The sequence below is a fragment of the Pseudanabaena sp. SR411 genome (assembly GCF_002251945.1).
Lineage (GTDB): Bacteria > Cyanobacteriota > Cyanobacteriia > Pseudanabaenales > Pseudanabaenaceae > Pseudanabaena.
Window position 1 is genome coordinate 42,992 of the sequence record NZ_NDHW01000034.1, and the last position, 16,984, is coordinate 59,975.

Sequence of the window (16,984 nt, forward strand, 5' to 3'; positions counted from 1 at the left end):
CTCTGAAAGACGGCTGTAGCTTGCTTTTGGTCTTTGTGAATAGCAAAAATATTCACTAAACATGCAATGGAATTAATTAAATTCACGATCGCCATACAATAGATCTATCTATTATTCTAGCGAAAAAATCTTTCTTAAAATCTTTCCTAAGCAGTATGACTTTTACGCAACGACAAAATTCCCCTTTTAATCCCACTGAAAACACCCGTTCCATGGGAAAGGGGATGCGAGCCGCTATTTTATTTTTGTTAAGCGTATTGGTACTAATCGGGATTTTAGGCGGGCGACTTTTTTATTTACAGCTAATTGAGGGCGATCGCAACCAACAACTTGCGGAAAACAATCGGATCAGATTAATTGCCAAGCCTCCAGAAAGAGGACGGCTTTTTGATCGCAAAGGTAACATTCTTGCTTCAAGCCGATTAGCGCATGTGGTGTATCTGTGGCCGATCGCCCAACCCAAGGACAAATGGGAGCCAATTATTAATCGTTTAGCTGGGTTAATCGGAGTTTCGGCGCAAACGATTACCGACAAGCTGGAACAGGAAGGCTACAACTCCCCCAACCTAGTCCGAGTCTCCACCTCAATTAGCCCCAAACTGGTAACCGTACTTTCTGAGCATAGCCTCGAATTACCAGGGGTGAAAGTAGAGCCTGAAGCGGTGCGCTATTACCCCAATGGCGATGTCGCGGCTCATGTGTTGGGATATACAGGCGAGCTAACTGCTGAAGAGTTGCCCAAATTACGCGAAAAAGGTTATCGCCCAGGAGATGTAATCGGCAAAGCTGGCGTGGAATATGCCTTTGAGAATCAACTACGGGGCGAGTGGGGCGGTCAGCAGGTAGAAGTCGATGCTTTTGGAAAGGTACTGCGAGTTTTAGGACAAAAGCCACCGAAAGCAGGTAATGCTGTCAAAATGACGATTGACCTAGATCTAGAAAAAGCCGTTGAAAAGATTTTAGGTGATCAGCAAGGCGGGATTATCGCCATGAATCCGAATAATGGCGAAATCCTTGCTATGGTTAGCCATCCAGCTTTTGACCCTAACCTGTTTTCTGGCAAGATTTCCGAAGCAACATGGAAACGCTTGCAAGAAAAAGACCATCCTTTTGTCAATCGAGTCTTGCAGGTATATCCGCCCGCAAGTACCTTTAAGGTTGTGACGATGACCGCAGGTTTAGAAACCAACAAATTTGGCATCAATGATGTGCTGGCGACTTACCCTTATCTTGATGTGGGCGGCTTTCAATTCTGGGATCACAACAAGGCTGGGTTTGGCACAATTGGGTTTTATGAGGCGATGGCCTATAGCAGTAATACTTTCTTTGGGCAGGTAGGTATGCGTGTGGGCGAAAAAGATCTTGCCGCATGGTCGCATAAATTTGGTTATGGAGAATATTCAGGTATTGAAATTAAGGAAGAAGAGACTAAAGGCACTGTTCCCGATGAAGAGTGGAAAAAGCGCGTCATTGGTGAACCTTGGTATGTTGGTAATACTTTAAATATGTCCATTGGGCAGGGGGATGTCCAAGCTAATCTTGTCCAAGTTTCAATGATGACTGCTGCTGTTGCTAACGGTGGATTTAAGATTAGACCCCATTTGCTTCTAGAAGATAATGATGCAAGGGAGTGGCGGCAGTCCCTGAATATATCGCCAACAAATTTGGCAGCTTTGCAAAAGGCTTTGCGATCTGTATTTGATTTTGGGACAGCCGCATCTTTAAATTCGGCAGAAATTACAATGGCCGGTAAGTCTGGTACGGCTCAAGATCCCCCCCGTCCTAATCATGCATGGTTTACAGTCTATGCACCCTACGAAAAGCCAGAAATTGTGGTGACAGTTTTTGGTGAAAATGCAGGTGGTGGTGGTGGTAGTGCGATCGCTGCTCCCTTGGCAGTACAGACTATCGAAGCTTATATGCAAATCAAAAATAAGCCCAACTCACCAAATAATCCACCAGTTCCTGTGATTAACAATTAAAAAAAAGCGGTGCTTAGCACCGCTTTTTTATATCAGCCGACAAAACAAAAAACCAATAGAAGAAGGGCGGCGCGAAGCGCCGCCCTTCTTCTATTGGTAATACAATTGGCGACAGCTATATTAGATTTTCTTCAACCAGCTAAACATAGCTCGGAGATCTTTACCGACTGACTCAATCTGATGCTCTGCTTCTTGACGACGCATTGCGGTGAATCCAGGTTTACCAGCTTGATTTTCAAGAACAAACTCACGGGCAAATTGACCAGATTGAATTTCCGAAAGAATTTTCTTCATTTCGATCTTAGTCTGCTCAGTAACAACACGAGGACCACGGGTGTAATCACCATACTCAGCCGTATTCGAGATGCTGTAGCGCATATTCGACATACCACCTTCAACCACCAAGTCCACGATCAGCTTCACTTCATGCAAGCACTCAAAGTAAGCGAGTTCGGGCTGATAGCCAGCTTCAACAAGGGTTTCAAAGCCTGCCTTGATGAGAGCGCATAGACCGCCGCAGAGTACCGCTTGTTCGCCGAATAGATCGGTTTCAGTTTCTTCACGGAAAGTAGTTTCGAGAACGCCGCCGCGTGTGCCGCCAATGCCTTTGGCATAAGCCATCGCGCGATCGCGTGCATGTCCAGTAGCATCTTGATAGACTGCGAATAAAGCAGGAACGCCTTGACCTTGAGTATAGGTGCGACGTACCAAGTGTCCAGGACCTTTAGGCGCGACCATGATCACATCGACATCTGCAGGAGGAACAACTTGTGCGAAGTGAATATTGAAACCATGGGCGAAAGCTAGAGTATCTCCAGCTTTAAGATTTGGAGCAATTTCGGTAGCGTAGATTGCTTTTTGAGTTTCGTCAGGCAATAAAATCATAATTAGGTCAGCAGCAGCCGATGCGTCTGCAACAGTCTTGACGGTCAGACCTTCAGATTCTGCTTTTTGCCATGAGGGACTGCCTTGATATAACCCCACGATGACATCCACGCCGCTTTCTTTTAGGTTAAGGGCATGGGCGTGACCCTGAGAACCGTAGCCGATAATTGCAACTGTCTTACCTGCTAGAAATTCAAGATTTGCGTCCGTGTCGTAGTACATCCGAGCCATAGTGTGGTTATCTCCGAGACAAAAGATGGGGTGATTAGTTTTTTAGATGTAGTTTGGAAGATTTATTGTCAATTGCCTTCAAACACTTTTCCTAGTCTAACAAAAATCGTTGCAACTCTTAAATATATTTACAGCATTTACAGAGCGATCGAATCACAAGAGATTTTTTGAAAGTGTTGCGAAGCAACACTTTCAAAAAATCTCTTGGTTTGGGCTTGAGAGCAAAGCGTCGTAAGCGCAGCAAATATATCGCAGCAAATATATTTAAGTGCGGCGGCGCGATCGCGGACGGTTGCGATCGGCTTTGTCTCGTTCGTAATTTATGAGTCTGCCGTAATATTCATGTTTGGCGAGATTTAGCGATAGAAAAACATGCTCTCTAGCATTACCAAAACCTTTACGGTTGAAGAAATTAATGGCAGGTGTATTCGCGGGATCGGTATCAACTAGCATTAGGCGCACATTATCTTCAATCATGCGCTCAATGATTTTATCGACTAGGCGATCGGCTACTCCACGCCTTTGGCAATTGGGATTTACGCCAAGCCAAGTAATATAGCCATATTTCCATGAAGCCTTATTGATGATCGTGCCGAGGATAAAACCTGCGAGTTGCTCATCGATTTCCGCCACTAAGCAATACTCTGAGTCGGTGTTATACATGCCGATTACTTCCCACTCATCCCATGTCCGATAGAGGTAAGGATAGAGATCACTGGTAAATAGCTGTTCGCCTAAGTGAAAAATTGGCGCAATGTCATCGATATTCATCTCGCGAATATCCACACTATTTGGATCGAGGCGATCGCTATCTGTGTCAGTAGCTTTATCTGGAAAATCGTTCATAATTTAAGACTTGTTAGTTTTTTAAATTTTCCCATTGTAAATAAGTGGCTGGATTGTAAACATAGTGAAAAGATTGCGCTGGCGCACAATGATTGATCTTAATAGCAAGCCCTAACTCAAAATGTAAATGTCTGATATCACTCCGTCCTGAATTTCCCATTTTGCCAAGTTCTTGACCACGAGTAACTTTCTGCCCAACTTTCACTTGAGTACTGTCAGGATACAGATGAGCATAGCGAGTGAATAGTCCATTAGGATGCTGAATCACAATATGGTTTCCCCAATCGCCGCCACAGTCTCGCTGCAAACGGTTGGGCGCAAATGAATCTGATTGCGGACAATCACGGCGAATATATACAACTGTGCCATCGGCAGCCGATCGCACAGAAACTTGAGTAATTAACGGGTTGCTATGAATAAAATCTAGCCCTTCATGCTCCGCAAGCTGATAGTCCTTGCCTACAAATGGATCGATTTCGGTAAATTCTGCGGGTAAAGCCCAAGCTAATGTTAAGTCGCGATCGCTGCGAACTGTAGCAACACGCTGTGTCGGCGCATATTCTTCGTCATGCTTATCTGAGTTTGAATCTAAGCTTTGATAAGAATATTCATAGGCGCAAACTTGTGCAAATACGGGAGACACATCAACATAGAGAAAAGAAATTAAAAAAACTGCTAATCTGAAACGCAAATATATGTTCATGCCTAGTCATCAAACAAGTTGGACATTCTGCATTTTTTTACTTCCAGCCAAGAATTAGTGGTGCGGCGCTTTGCGCCGCACCACTAATTCTTGGCTGGGGGGAGTATCTTAAAAATGTCGTATAGTCGTATATCTGAGATAGATTAATGGCGATCGCTTGGTTTTGTTATCCGTATCAAGGTAGCAATGATCAAGAAGATTTACTATAAATTTAGTAAAACCTTTTAAAAGCTGTCTTTAGGTTTGCCTACACATGATCATAAGTATTAAAATAAGTTACAGCTATCAAAAAATTGTTAACTAGTTCAGCAATCTTGGGTTTTTCAATTACATGAGTAAAGTTTACGATTGGTTTAATGATCGCCTTGAAGTCGGGGCGCTCGCTGAGGACGTTACGAGTAAGTACGTTCCCCCTCACGTTAATATCTTTTACTGCTTAGGCGGCATCACCCTCACCTGCTTCCTAATTCAGTTCGCGACAGGCTTCGCGATGACTTTTTATTACAAGCCATCAGTTACTGAAGCATTTGAATCAGTGCGCTACATCATGACTGACGTTAACTTCGGTTGGTTGATCCGCTCAGTTCATCGTTGGTCTGCAAGCATGATGGTCTTGATGATGATCTTGCACGTTTTCCGCGTGTATCTAACAGGCGGTTTCAAAAAGCCTCGTGAATTGACTTGGATCACTGGTGTCATCCTTGCTGTGATAACTGTTACCTTCGGTGTAACTGGATACTCCCTACCTTGGGATCAAGTTGGATACTGGGCGGTTAAGATTGTATCTGGTGTACCTGATGCAATTCCTGTTGTTGGTGGAACCTTGGTTGAGCTATTGCGTGGCGGACAAAGTGTTGGTCAAGCAACTCTTACCCGTTTCTACAGCTTGCATACCTTTGTATTGCCTTGGTTGATTGCAGTATTCATGCTGGCTCACTTCTTGATGATCCGTAAGCAAGGTATTTCTGGTCCTTTGTAAGGTTTCTTATCCTAGAAACTCGTATAGGATTTTCCTGTTAGATAATTTTAGAAAACCATAACGCAATAAATAAAGCAATAACATGGCAAAGACTGAAAAGCTCCCTGATTTAAATGATCCAATTTTGCGTGCAAAGTTGGAAAAGAACATGGGTCACAACTACTATGGCGAACCAGCTTGGCCAAATGACCTGTTGTACATGTTCCCAGTTGTGATCACTGGCACGATCGCTTTGATTACTGGTTTGGCAGTGCTTGACCCCACGATGGTCGGCGAACCTGCTAATCCTTTCGCAACTCCTTTAGAAATTTTGCCAGAGTGGTTCTTGTATCCTGCATTCCAAATTTTGCGGATTGTTCCTAACAAGCTTTTGGGCGTACTGCTCCAAAGTTTGATTCCCGTTGGTTTGATTCTCATTCCTTTCATTGAGAATGTAAACAAGTTCCAAAATCCTTTCCGTCGTCCTGTAGCAATGGCTGTATTTCTATTTGGTACTGCTGTTACTCTTTGGTTGGGAATTGGCTCCACCATGCCTATTGATAAGTCTTTGACTTTGGGCTTGTTCTAAAATTTCAAGAAAAAAAATTGTGTAAGCAATGCTTGCACAATTTTTTTTAGCTAAAAAGATAAAGGCAGTGCTGAGCACTGCCTTTATCTTTTTAGGGTTTGATTTGTTTTCATAAAACCCAAGAAGCGAGTGGCGGCGCTTTGCGCCGCCACTCGCTTCTTGGGTTTTATGTCCTAGGCAAACTCAACTGTTTTAAGGTTTATTTGTCTCTTTGATCGAGTCTGTGAAGATGGTCTTTGGCTGATACTTATTTGATTAGTATGTCTGAGGTAATACCATACTTCACAACTTTAATATAAGTCCTCTCAAGCTCTTTGAAATTGCAGGATTCAAGTAAATTCTCAAACAAATTCTGAACACCTATAAAAGAAATAAGTTGTATATTATGTTTGATTTTATTACAAATATTTACGTTAAAAGTTAGCTTTCTTCCTACTATTTATATATGTATTGTTAATACTATCTGTACATGTATTTCTTTCTGCCATCTCTATAGACTTGAAAAGTTCATGATTCACATGAGAGGTTTTAATTATGGCAAAGCGATCTTTACAAGCATCACCATCAGGTGCCAGACTAGCTAAGCAACAATTTACCTTTAAAGGCTGGACACAAGATTATCTGGCGGGTGAAATAGGTATCAAAACACGGCAACCAATCTGGCGTTTCTTTGCAGGTCAACCAATTGAAAGATTTACATTTTTTGAGATTTGTACAGCTTTAGATCTGGAATGGAGAGAGGTTGCTTCCAATATTCCAGCAGAATATGTTGATCACATTACAAATAGCGCTGTGTTACAACTAACATCTCTAAAATTAGATGATTTAGTGCAAATGGTGCGATCACAACGCAAGGATAAAGTTAATCATCAATGTGGCATCTTGCAACTATTAGATATTAACCGTCCCGTAGATATTGACAAGATCTACATTGATGTAAATGTGATCGAACAAATCCCCAGTCAGCAAGGGGGCAAAATCTCTGATCTCGATAGTCTAGCGCCCGAAGATATTGATCGCGACTTAGACAAAATCACCGCCCGACAAATCCTCGGTACACAAGCCGTAGAGAAATATGGCAACTTACGAGTACTGGGCAAGACAGGAGCGGGTAAGTCTATATTTCTCAAACATCTGGCAATGCAATGCAATGCTGGAAAGTTTGCAGCAAAACAAGTTCCAGTGTTTACGGCATTGCGAGATTTTGCTGAAAGCTGTAAGTATAATCAGCAAGTTAGCTTATTAGAGTTTATCAATCAAGAATTTCTTGAATCAGATATTTCTCACCCAGAAATCCTTAAGAAGCTACTTCATGAAGGGCGAATCTTGTTCTTAATTGATGGCCTTGATGAAATTTGCCAAGATGTAGAATTAGAACCTAGGGTTTTAAATGAAGTTCGTCGATTTTGTGAGAGATACCACAAGAATACTTTTGTAACAACCTGTCGGACTGACTTGCAAAAATTAGCCCTGAAAGGTTTCACCGATGTCCAAATCACTCCGCTTAACGAAGTCCAAATCAGCACGGGTGCGCGAAAATGGTTTGGAGAATTTAGCAAGGCTGATGGTACTGATGGACTCAGAATTTCATCTCAGTTTATGCAAAAGTTGAAATTACCAGAAAATTGGCAATTTCAGCCATTGATGGCTAACCCGCTACTTTTGCATCTTGCCTGTTCTATATTTCATTGTCAAAAGAAGTTTCCGATTAAAGCGGAGTTTTATAAGCAAGGTATGGATTTGCTGGTATGGAAATGGGATGAAGCAAGAGGACTGGATCGGAATCAATCATACCCAGGATATGCATTACCGCAAAAGCTACAGTTGTGGAGTGAGCTTGCCTCATTCACCTTTGAAAAAGGGCAATACTTCTTTGAGCAACGGGTAATTGAAGAACATATCGCTAACTCTGTGCAAAACCTCACCGATACTAACTCTGAGCCAGAAGAAATTTACCAAGCGATCGAAACCGTGCTACGCATGGTCAAGGCTCAACATCATGGACTTTTAGCTGAGCGGGCAAAGGGCATATTTTCCTTCTCCTATTCCGCAATGCAGCAGTATTGTATTGCTCGCAAGATTGTTAGTCATAATCTTCAACCAGCAGGGCAATCTTTGCAGGAACTTGTAACTCATCTTACCGATCCGCGTTGGCATGAAATCTTTTTGCTCACAGCAAGTATGCTTCACAGTGCCGATGATTTGGTGCAGTTAATGAACCAAGAAATTAATCGCCTCGTTGCTGAATCTCCTTATTTAGAGAACTTTTTGGCTGGGGCATACCAAAAAGCCCAAAATAATCTAGAAGAAAGCCCAGACTTAGGTCTTCCCAAAACCTTACATTCCTGTGATCAATTATCAAATAAAAATCACACGGAACCCAACCTTGAAAATTGGAGTAACGATAACTGTATGACTCGGTTATGGCAGTTGCAACAAGCGATCGCCAATCACCGTCAAGATATCAATGCTGCCCAACAACAAGTGTTACAAAGCTTCTATGACGCTAATCAATTGCTGCTTGACTGTCTCAATAGCAGCTGCAAAGTTACATCCAGCATCAGAGAAGAAATAGAAGCAAACTTACTTTGTTATAGCTATTGCCGCTCTAGTTACAGCAAATTAAGTTTAATCATGACACCAATGGAAGCATAAAACAATTTACTCCCTTCCCAGTCAGCTATTCTCATTATAAAAATCGTTTTTTTGAAAGCCCGTCAACGGCGGGCTTTCAAAAAAACGATTTTGGTGTTTCCAGAGACTTCGACGCTGGAAACACCAAAATCGTTTTCATAATAAGAATAGGTGCAAAGGGACTAAATTATTTTCTCAATTTAGCGCTCTAAGCCGCGACAGCCACAGGACTATCGAGCTTCTTCAATTGCTGCACTAGCAAGCTGAGAAATAGCCCGACATCGGTGACAACGCCGACGGACTCAACAGAACCGCGATCAGAGAGTTTGGTCACCACCGCAGGATTGATGTCCACACAAACCATCTTCACACCTGCGGGAGTCATGTTACCCACACCGATGGAATGCAGCATTGATGACAACATCAAAATCATGTCAGCATCACGAATTTGCTCACTGTAAAGACGTTGTGCTTCCAGTAAATCCATTACAGTGTCAGGCAAGGGTCCATCATCGCGAATGGAGCCAGCTAGGACAAAGGGAATATTGTTTTTAACGCATTCGTACATCACACCAGTCTTCACAAAACCAGCTTCAACTGCCTTGTGGATACTGCCATAGCGACGGACAGAGTTAATCACTTTTAGGTGATGCCGATGTCCACCCTTGACGCTAATGCCACGCTTGAGGTCAACGCCGAGGGAAGTTCCCATTGAAGATTGTTCCATGTCGTGAACGGCGATCGCATTACCACCGAGCATTGACTGCACATAGCCTTCACGAATCAAGTAAGCCAAGTGAGGAGCGCCACCAGTATGCACAACTACGGGACCACAGGAGACAACTAACTTACCGCCGCGATCACGAATTTGGCGAAGTTCCCATGCGATTTGCTCAACTACGAGTTCGACGCGACGTTCGCTAGATACACCCGCACCCATGAAGGAAAATTCTTCTTTCTTGGCGGTATCTCTAGCTTCAGGCTTACGCACAGTCCGCACGCCATCGTAACCAACTACGACGCGATCGCCTACAATGAGATCGCGCAAAAGCTTACAGGTAGCAGTTTTACCATCGGGACTAATGGCGATCGCTGCATCCATCCGCTGATTTGTACAACGAATCCACTCGCCATCCACACATGCCTCAGTGGGATAAATTGTGGATACATAGAAGTCATCGGGCGCGACTCCATCTTGCAAGACTGGTTCCAAATTGGCAGCGCATGTCTCACGATCTTGTAATACTGCACCAATTTCGATCAGTTCACCCATGATTGTTTCCATGAGGTCATGGGATGGGGCAGAAATACGGATTCTGGCTAAAGAAGTGCTTTGTCTTTGTTCACCAAGATTGAACTCTAATACTTGGAAACTGCCACCATTATCAGTTACCAAATCAAGGGCGCGATTGATGATGCCTGAATCTAGCAAATGTCCTGTTAATTCGACAATTCTTGCTTCTACGCCGCCTTGCTCAATGGTTTGGTCACTGCTTTCTGCGGCAATAGGAACTTCAATAGTTCTCAAAGTCAAGCATTTTGCTGCGCCACCAGCTTTCAGAAACTCAGTGAGAGGAGTTTCGATGACGGTGAACCCAGCGTTAGTAATGCGTTGTTTTAAGCGATCGCTGATTTTATTCATTACTACATTGCGTTCGACGTTGACCGCATTGCAAGCAAAGTTAACAGCATCCGCTTCTTCGATCGCAATCCTCTTGTCCGCAGGAACGCGCATTTCGATCAAACGATTGGAATAGGAATCAAAGGCAGGTGGATAGTAAAGTAAATAGCCGCCTGTTAAAGGACAGAAGCAGGTATCGAGGTGATAGAAGCGATTGTCAATTAAACGTAGCGAAAGAACTTCGACATCGAGCCATTTCGCCAAGTAAGGATGAGCATCTAGTTCGGAACGGAAGCCATAGCCAGCCCAGAGCCAACCACCACTGCGATCGAACAGAGCATCACCAGCACCTTCAAAGGGTAAATCCTTAGGCAGTTCAAACACTGTAAAGCCTTTAGACTCAAACCATGCTTTGAAATAAGGCTCTTCGCCTTGACGCTCTTTGTGTAAAAAACGGCTCAATACCGCTTTGTCGCCTAATACTAGACCAGCGTTGGCGGTGAATACCATGTCCGGCCAGCCTTTTTCGGGTGTCACTAGCTCGACATTAACTAAACCCTTGAGGACTCCATACAGTTTTTGCCATTGCTCTACAGCGCGATCGCGGCTAGATTTGTGAACGTTGCCCTCCATCCAAGGATTGATCACATAGTCTACGTCGTAGTGATCGGGAGCGCACATCAGATAATTCAGTTGGGCAGTCATAAATAAAAGTAAATAATTAGAGGAGAATGCAATTTTTGGTCACATCCATACTGGCAGCCACCAAAAATTGCCAAACAATTGCAAAGCTGCCAATCTCTAATCATACCTAATGCTTCATGCTGTAAGCTCTCGCAAAAGTTATCGTCTCTTGATAATTGCTGCCAAAAAAATTTTCATAGACTATTGCAAATAATGGGGGAATAGGCTAGATTATTAGCAGACCCATCCTATTCCCCCCCGTGTGGGTCTAGTATCCCCGAAATGGCAATTACTTCCGAAAGGGGTAAGCGCAAATTGGTAGACCTAAAGCTATCCGCTACACATACGGTATGGTGGCTACTAATGCCGAAGGGATATTTTGTAATCCTACAACTGAATAAAACAAAAAGGCTCGCATTGCGAGCCTTTTTGTTTTTAAAAAATCTCGCGTAGCGAGATTTTTTAAATTAGCCGCCAATTTGGGACATGGTGCGAAAATAGCTTTTCTGCTCACCAGTGCCGCGATCGCGTTCTTTAAAATTAATTTCGTCCTTGAGATTTAGTAAATCGCGCACCGCAATTCTTAACTCAGCGAAATTTTTGCCCTGACGCATGGCAGTTTTTAGATCGATCTGTCCCGTTTCATTTAATAGGCATGGACGCAATAGACCATCAGCCGATAGCCGCATCCGATTGCAGCGATCGCAAAAACATTCAGACATTTGACTAATAAAGCCCAAAGTCCCCTTAGCATTGGGAATTTGAAATACATCGGCAGGGCCATTACCTTTGCATTTGCCAGCCTCTAGACCGTAGCGATCGCTGATTTGTTGGCGCAGAGTTGCGGAGTCCACCCAACCCTTATGCGTAAATAAGCTGTCGTTACCAATCGGCATAAACTCAATAAACCGAATATGCCAACGGCGATCAATACTTAGAGCCGCTAAATCTAATATTTCGCGATCATTTACATCTGGCACAACTACTACATTTAACTTGAGTGGATCAAAGCCCACCTCATGGGCTGCCAAGATCCCAGCCCAGACTTTTTCCCAGAGATTACGACCTGTAATTTGCCGAAACACATCGCGATCGAGGGAATCGAGACTAATGTTAATGCGGCGTAAACCTGCTGCATACAGTGGCTGGGCTAATTCACCAAGTAAAAAGCCATTGGTGGTCATCGCCAAATCTTCTACCCCCTGTAAATTGGCGATCGCTCCCACCAAACTCACTAAATCTCGCCGCAGTAGAGGCTCCCCACCTGTCAGCCGAAATTTCTTAAAGCCAAGGGGAATAAATACCTCTTGAATTAAGTTAATTAACTCAGTATTGGTGAGGCTTTCCTGCGCTTGAATATAATCGACTTCCGAGCCTTCAGGCATACAGTATGTGCAGCGAAAATTGCAGCGATCGATCAAACTGATGCGAAGGTAGTCAACATTGTTCACAGATTTAATGTCCTCATGGCTGGCGTGGCAGAAATTAATTGAGGCGCTAAGCGCCTCAATTAATTTCTGATTTTGTAATTCAGAGTGCGACTTGTCGCAACTAATTTTTAGGTTTTGATTTGTCCTAGCTATATGATAGAAAAATAATTGATCAAGATGTTTTAAACCATGACCTCACAGTACGCCTACATACGCGGGACATTTGTACCCCTCGAAGATGCCACAATCAGTATCCGCACCCACGCATTTCTATATGGTACGGCTGTCTTTGAAGGAATTAAGGCGTATTGGCTACCAGAAGAAAATCGGATGGCGGCATTTCGCCTAGAAGAGCATTATCAACGTCTCATCCAAAGTTGCCGCATTATTGGCTTGCAGCATCCCCTTGATGTGGAGACGATGGTTCACCTCACTACCGAGTTAATCCAACGCAATCAGTGTAACTCCGCTACATATATCCGCCCAATTATTTACAAGTCTGACCTTCGGATTGGACCAATTCTCAAAGTTCCTCATACCCATGATGATTTTTGTCTGTTCAGTGTGCCGATGGATGGATATCTTGATACTAGTAATGGCATCAAGGTTGGTGTTTCTTCATGGCGACGTTTAGATGACAATGCAATTCCTGCTCGTGCAAAAGTGAATGGCGCTTATGTAAATACGGCTCTTGCGAAGACCGATGGCTATGCCTCTGGTTTTGATGATGTTGTTGTGTTAACGAATGAAGGTCATGTCGCTGAAGGAAGTGCGATGAATCTCTTTTTAGTAAGAGATGGAAAACTAATCACTAGTTCAATTACTGACAATATTCTGGAAGGAATTACTCGTAGTTCAGTAATGGAGTTAGCTGCTAAAGAATTAGGACTTGAAACGGTATCGCGTACAATCGATCGCACGGAGCTATACATTGCCGATGAAGCTTTCTTTGTTGGTACAGCAACTGAACTCGCTCCAATCACCAGCTTTGATCATCGTCCTGTTGGTGATGGCACAATTGGCGAAATCACCAAGAAGCTTCGCGATTTATACAGCAAAGCTGTTCAAGGGCTTTTACCTGACTATCATCACTGGCTAACCAAGGTCTAGTTTATTACCAAAAGTATGAGGCGGCGCTTCGCGCCGCCTCATACTTTTGGTTTTTATGTCCTAACAAGAAATGGCGAAAGCTATAAATAATGTAGTGGAAAGATTTGCTAGATGATTAGTAAGCTAGAAAAAAGGAAATCCTGATTTGGTTTGTTATCCTGAGATTACCTAAGTAGCTAGGCAAAATTAGTTACAGAGTAAAACCCATAAAGTTGCGTCCCTACGGGGCGCAACTTTATAGAGGAGCCATTCATGAATGGCTCCTTTTATGAGCTACACTTTCGCTAAACCACTGTGACGGAGTAAAGGTGCAGTAATAGGTGCGCGACCTCGGAAAGTTTTGAAGACTTCCATCGGATGCTTGCTACCACCGAGGGCAAGAACTGTATCGCGATAGAGTCTACCCGTTGAAGCGATCGCTTCTTCATTCTCTAGCCCTGCCTCCTCAAAAGCAGCAAAGGCATCGGCACTGAGGACTTCTGCCCATTTGTAACTGTAATAACCTGCGGCATATCCTCCCGCAAATATGTGACCAAAGGAACAAAGGAAATTATCTTCTGGCAAAGGTGGAATTACCATTGTGGTTTCGGCAAGGCGCAATCGCACTTGCATTGGCGTTTCAGAGCCGCCGACTTCATAGCGGTGATGTAACTCGATATCGACAAGGCTGAAATGCAATTGACGGAGCATTCCCGAACCACTCATGTAGTTTTTGGAGTCAATCAACTTTTGGAAGTAACTTTCGGGCAGGGTTTCGCCTGTTTCATAGTGTTTCGCCATGCCAAACAAAGTAGCGCGATCGTAGCACCAGTTTTCCATGAATTGACTAGGAAGTTCGACGGCATCCCATTCGACGTTATTAATACCTGATGCTCCTGAATAGTCAACCTTGGTCAACATATGTTGCAATCCATGACCAAACTCATGGAAGAGGGTTTCCACTTCACCAAAGGTCATGAGGCTAGGCTTGCCATCAACGGGGGGCGATTGATTACAAATCAAATAGGCAACAGGTAAACGAGTAATCGGCTGACCATCTTCAATCACTTTGGCGCGTCCGATGCAATCATTCATCCATGCACCACCACGCTTTTCCGCAGGACGACTATAGGGATCGAGATAAAAATAAGCGATCGCTTCATTACTCTCATTCTGAATTTCAAAGAAGCGTACACTTTCATGCCAGATTGGTGCTTTCCCATCGGCAGGAACTACGGTTACACCAAATAAGCGCTTGACTAGTGCAAATAAACCTTCGAGAACTTGAGGTAATGGGAAGTAAGGACGCAATTCTTCTACAGTGAAATTAAACTTAGTTTCACGCTGACGTTCAGCCCAATAGGAAGTATCCCAATGCTTAAGCTCGATAGTTTCACCCTGAGACTTGGCAAATTCTTTCAATTCTGCAAATTCGTTAACAGCCGCAGCATAGCTGGATTGACGCAGTTCTTCTAGCAATTTCTCTACTGCTTCAACATTAGGAGCCATCTTCCGAGCCAGACTCAATTCTGCATAGGTAGAATAGCCAAGTAAATTTGCCTTTTGTTTACGCAATTCAAGAATGCGATCTATTAATGGAGAATTGTCAAACTCACCACTTGCTGCACGGCTAACGAAAGCACGATAGAGTTTCTCTCGCAAGTCACGACGACGGCTATGCTGCATAAATGGCACATAGCTAGGGTAGTCGAGGGTGATACACCAAGGGCCATCTTCAGGTGTGGCTCTATCATCGCCATCTAAACGAGATGCTTGAGCAGCTTGAGCTAACAGACTCGGAGGCAAACCTTCAATCTCTTCGGGTTTGTTTAGCGTCATACTAAATTCTTTGGTGGCATCAAGCACATGATTGGAGAAGTTAGTGGAGAGTTCAGCAAGTTCCATTTGGATCGCATTAAACTTGTCTTTGGCTTCACCTTCCAAACCAACGCCTGATAGCTCTGCATCACGGATGGCAGCTTCAACAATACGTTTTTGAGCAGGTTCGAGGCTGTCCCACTCCGATGATCCGTAAATTGCCTTATAGGCCTTATAGACTGGCTGGCTCTGACTAAAGCGGTTAAAAAATTCGATAACCTTGGGCTGGACGACTTTGTGAGCTTCACGCAATGCTGCACTATTTTTTACACTTAATAAATGCTCGATCGCACCCCAGCCCCATCCAATGCGCTCAGTCAAACGCTCTAGCGGCTCGACTAGCCCTGACCATGTAGGCTGGAGGTTTGCTTCAAGTTCAGTCAATCCTGCGCTAGTTTCTTCAAGCAATTGGGTGATCGCAGGAATCACATGTTCAGAATTGATGTCTGGAAATGGTGGTAAGCCTTTGCCAATCAAGAGCGGATTAGTAACTTCACTCATAAATAATTTTTGGTTAATCTTTAAGATTTGTAAATTAGCTATCTTTGATTATATCGCGATCGCTAACCGCATTAGAGGAAAACTGATTAGGCGACTAGGTTAAAGGTTATCGACTCGCGTGTGGGTCTGGTTTATTTTGTGCAAAGTACGGTAATTGTGTACATATACTTAGGGTTAGTTACAGACTTACAGTGCTTCGCGCTTAAACACAAACCAAAAAACTTTTGGTTTGTGTTTAAGCGCGAAGCACTTTCAAAAAATCTCTCGGTTCGGGTTTGAGCGCAAAGCGCTGTAATAGACAATGGAACTACTTATAGGCTGTAATGGAAGATCCCAAAAGCAACAATAATCGGGTGTGGAAACACATCAATAATGCCCAACTCGTTCGTTACTTGTTAATGTTCGCTCTTGCTTGGGCGATCGCACAGGTATTGGCATATTTTGCAACAGTTATAGTCATCTTTATTTTTGCTGCCATTCTCGCATTTTTACTGAATTATCCAGTCAAATTTATATCGCGGTTTATCCCGCGATCAATAGCGGTATTGGTCGTATTCTTACTGGCTTTGCTAGTTATCGGTGGCTTAACGGCTACATTAGGAATAGCAGTCATTGCTCAAGCACAGCAACTACTTGCACAGGCTCCCCAACTTTTGGATTGGATGATCGCCCAGTTGCAAAGCATCCAATCCTTCATGGAAAATCAAAATATTAAAGTTGATTTAAGTACCTTTGAGGGACAACTTCGCGAACAAGCTCTCAGCGCTATTAGTATAGGTTTGACCACATTACAAAAGGTTCTATTTAACTTGCTAGATATAATTTTAGTTGGGGTAATTACTCCCTTCCCGCTGTAAGGCATGGTAAAATATGAAATAAAAAGACAGTAAAAAAATGAACCAAAACGAAGCGCTTCTGAACAAGCCGTTAGATCTCAAAGATTGGCAGAAGCA

12 protein-coding genes and 1 riboswitch are annotated in these 16,984 nt (G+C 43.4%); of the genes, 6 read left to right on the forward strand and 6 right to left on the reverse strand.

The window, feature by feature from the left end; all coding sequences use genetic code 11:
- Window positions 1–155: 155 nt before the first annotated feature.
- Window positions 156–1,982: a penicillin-binding protein 2 gene (mrdA, locus tag B9G53_RS01390; RefSeq protein ID WP_094528531.1), complete on the forward strand. Its 1,827-nt coding sequence runs from the start codon at window positions 156–158 to the stop codon at window positions 1,980–1,982.
- Window positions 1,983–2,102: 120 nt separating this feature from the next.
- On the opposite strand, the gene ilvC is transcribed toward mrdA, so the two are convergent.
- The 3 genes from ilvC to B9G53_RS01405 all read right to left on the reverse strand — a co-directional run bounded on the left by ilvC (window position 2,103) and on the right by B9G53_RS01405 (window position 4,647).
- Window positions 2,103–3,098: a ketol-acid reductoisomerase gene (ilvC, locus tag B9G53_RS01395; protein WP_094528532.1), complete on the reverse strand. Its 996-nt coding sequence runs from the start codon at window positions 3,096–3,098 to the stop codon at window positions 2,103–2,105.
- Window positions 3,099–3,362: 264 nt separating this feature from the next.
- Window positions 3,363–3,944 (reverse strand): GNAT family N-acetyltransferase, encoded by a 582-nt coding sequence (locus tag B9G53_RS01400; RefSeq protein ID WP_094528533.1) that lies wholly within the window; start codon window positions 3,942–3,944, stop codon window positions 3,363–3,365.
- Window positions 3,945–3,957: 13 nt separating this feature from the next.
- Window positions 3,958–4,647 carry a M23 family metallopeptidase gene (locus B9G53_RS01405; RefSeq protein WP_094528534.1) on the reverse strand — a complete coding sequence of 230 codons (690 nt, stop codon included), beginning with the start codon at window positions 4,645–4,647 and terminating at the stop codon, window positions 3,958–3,960.
- Window positions 4,648–4,978: 331 nt separating this feature from the next.
- Here B9G53_RS01405 and petB point away from each other — a divergent pair, with 331 nt between their 5' ends.
- The 3 genes from petB to B9G53_RS01420 all read left to right on the forward strand — a co-directional run bounded on the left by petB (window position 4,979) and on the right by B9G53_RS01420 (window position 8,849).
- Window positions 4,979–5,626 carry a cytochrome b6 gene (gene petB, locus B9G53_RS01410; RefSeq protein ID WP_094528535.1) on the forward strand — a complete coding sequence of 216 codons (648 nt, stop codon included), beginning with the start codon at window positions 4,979–4,981 and terminating at the stop codon, window positions 5,624–5,626.
- 82 nt (window positions 5,627–5,708) lie between these two features.
- Window positions 5,709–6,194: a cytochrome b6-f complex subunit IV gene (gene petD / locus B9G53_RS01415; RefSeq protein WP_094528536.1), complete on the forward strand. Its 486-nt coding sequence runs from the start codon at window positions 5,709–5,711 to the stop codon at window positions 6,192–6,194.
- 534 nt (window positions 6,195–6,728) lie between these two features.
- Window positions 6,729–8,849 (forward strand): NACHT domain-containing NTPase, encoded by a 2,121-nt coding sequence (locus B9G53_RS01420; RefSeq protein WP_094528537.1) that lies wholly within the window; start codon window positions 6,729–6,731, stop codon window positions 8,847–8,849.
- 187 nt (window positions 8,850–9,036) lie between these two features.
- Here B9G53_RS01420 and B9G53_RS01425 read toward each other — a convergent pair whose 3' ends face one another.
- Both B9G53_RS01425 and moaA read right to left on the reverse strand, forming a co-directional pair.
- Window positions 9,037–11,154 (reverse strand): TIGR00300 family protein, encoded by a 2,118-nt coding sequence (locus tag B9G53_RS01425; protein WP_094528538.1) that lies wholly within the window; start codon window positions 11,152–11,154, stop codon window positions 9,037–9,039.
- 253 nt (window positions 11,155–11,407) lie between these two features.
- Window positions 11,408–11,504: riboswitch (cyclic di-GMP riboswitch) on the forward strand.
- Between the two features lie 96 nt (window positions 11,505–11,600).
- Window positions 11,601–12,584, reverse strand: coding sequence for a GTP 3',8-cyclase MoaA (moaA, locus tag B9G53_RS01430; protein ID WP_094528539.1), 984 nt, complete (start codon window positions 12,582–12,584; stop codon window positions 11,601–11,603).
- A 168-nt stretch (window positions 12,585–12,752) separates the two neighbouring features.
- Here moaA and B9G53_RS01435 point away from each other — a divergent pair, with 168 nt between their 5' ends.
- Entirely contained in the window at window positions 12,753–13,673 is a 921-nt protein-coding gene (locus tag B9G53_RS01435) for a branched-chain amino acid transaminase (protein ID WP_094528540.1), read from the forward strand.
- A 273-nt stretch (window positions 13,674–13,946) separates the two neighbouring features.
- Here B9G53_RS01435 and B9G53_RS01440 read toward each other — a convergent pair whose 3' ends face one another.
- On the reverse strand, window positions 13,947–16,031 hold the full coding sequence (locus tag B9G53_RS01440; RefSeq protein WP_094528541.1) for a M3 family metallopeptidase: 2,085 nt from the start codon (window positions 16,029–16,031) through the stop codon (window positions 13,947–13,949).
- A gap of 323 nt (window positions 16,032–16,354) precedes the next feature.
- Here B9G53_RS01440 and B9G53_RS01445 point away from each other — a divergent pair, with 323 nt between their 5' ends.
- A complete protein-coding gene (locus tag B9G53_RS01445; RefSeq protein ID WP_094528542.1) occupies window positions 16,355–16,888 on the forward strand; it encodes an AI-2E family transporter in 534 nt (177 codons plus the stop codon).
- Window positions 16,889–16,984: the final 96 nt, after the last annotated feature.